Annotated in this window: 3 protein-coding genes; all 3 read right to left on the reverse strand. The window is 40.3% G+C overall.

Annotated elements, in window-relative coordinates; all coding sequences use genetic code 11:
* On the reverse strand, window positions 1–246 hold a 246-nt coding region (locus tag GXZ13_06035), incomplete at its 3' end, for an ATP-binding cassette domain-containing protein (protein NLX75373.1).
* Window positions 230–1129: a branched-chain amino acid ABC transporter permease gene (locus tag GXZ13_06040; GenBank protein ID NLX75374.1), complete on the reverse strand. Its 900-nt coding sequence runs from the start codon at window positions 1127–1129 to the stop codon at window positions 230–232. The genes GXZ13_06040 and GXZ13_06035, both read right to left, overlap by 17 nt.
* A gap of 10 nt (window positions 1130–1139) precedes the next feature.
* Window positions 1140–1751: branched-chain amino acid ABC transporter permease (locus tag GXZ13_06045; GenBank protein NLX75375.1), on the reverse strand; the 612-nt coding region annotated here is incomplete at its 5' end.

The following is a 1751-nucleotide window of genomic DNA, read 5'->3' on the forward strand; positions in this document are numbered from 1 at the left end:
AGCTATTCCTAGAGAAACAACTTGATAGGTCTTTAGTTTATTTATATTTATACCTTTATATTCTATATCGCCTTTTGTAACGTCATATACTGCGGTTATTAAGTTGAACACGGTGGTTTTGCCAGCTCCATTAGGGCCTATTAATCCGGTCAGTTCGCCTTTTTTAAGCTTTAGAGACATATTCTCTACAGCTTGAACACCGCCAAAAGATTTACTTACTCCTTTTAATTCAAGAAGCACAGTCATCTGTTGTCCTCCTATCAAATTCAGAAGCTTTCTTTTTGGCAGAGAAGAGATTTTTTATGTAATTAAGAGTAAGCTCATTTGTGCCCATTATGCCTTCCGGTCTAAATACCATTACAAAAACAAGCACCAACCCATATATCAACATGCGATATTGGGATATAGGACGAAAAAGCTCTGTGACTAAAGTAAGAATAGTTGCCCCAATAAGTGAGCCACTTATAGAGCCAAGTCCTCCAAATACGACAACGGATACGAGTTCTGTTGATTTTGCCATATCAAACATAACCGGCTGTACAAATGACATGAATCCGGCAAGAAGCGCGCCTGATACGCCGCAGTAAAAGCCCGAAACAGCTAGACTAAGCACTCTATAATGAGCTGTGTCAAAACCTAAAAGAGATGCAGCAACGTAATCGTCACGACAAGCCTTGAATGCTCGTCCATAACTACTATTTACGATAAAAAACATCACTACTGTCATTATTATCAAAAAAACAAGTGCTACAGGAAGAGAAGTGTATGGCGCTATGCCGGGAAATCCCCTTGCTCCACGTGTTACACTTTCCCAATTTTCTATAATAAGACGTATAGCTTCCCCCAAACCAAGAGAAGCTATCGTATAATAATCCCCCACAAGCTTAAGTGTGGGAATGCCAATCAAATAAGCCACTATCATTGCGAAAATCCCGCCACAAATTATGGCAGGAATAAAGTGTACACTGCATTTAAAAGTAAGAATGGCCGCTGTATATGCTCCTATTGCCATGTAACCTGCATGTCCCAGTGTAAAAATCCCCGTAAACCCTGTAAATAAAGATACTCCCAATGCAGCTATACAATTGATGGCAAGAAGAGTTATTATTCCGGCTACATAACCTTGCATTTAAAATGCTCTACACTTTCTCTCCCACAGACTTACCAAAAAGTCCTGTGGGACGCATTATTAAAGTTAAGATTAAGATTGCAAAGACAACCAAATCGCGAAACTGGCTGGAAATAAAACCGGCAGTGAGCATTTCTGCCAAACCCAAAATAAGACTTCCAATAACTGCTCCAGGGAGAGAACCAAGGCCCCCTATAACTGCCGCAACAAAAGCCTTTGTAGTTATAGTGCTGCCTAACTGGGGATAAAGGGTATAGCGCGCAGAAAGAAATATTCCTCCAACAGCGGCAAGAAGTCCCGCAACGAAAAAAACTATCGCAATCAGCCTATTAACGTTAACACCCATGAGGCCTGCTGTTTTTAAATTATACGAAGCAGCGCGAATTGCCAATCCCCATTTAGTTTTTACTAAAAATAGCTGTAACCCTATAAGAAACACAACCGCTGTTAAGAGTGATAAAAGATCAAATGCGCTTGTTGTAGCAAAACCAAAGATGTTTACAGGATCCATAGGAATCACAGGGGGCAAGGCTCTAAAACGGCCTCCTATGGTTACCACAAAAATATTTTCTATGACAATACTTATCCCCATAGATACTATTAGCAGATACAGGGTTATGGG

The organism is Synergistaceae bacterium (assembly GCA_012728235.1).
GTDB lineage: Bacteria > Synergistota > Synergistia > Synergistales > Synergistaceae > JAAYFL01.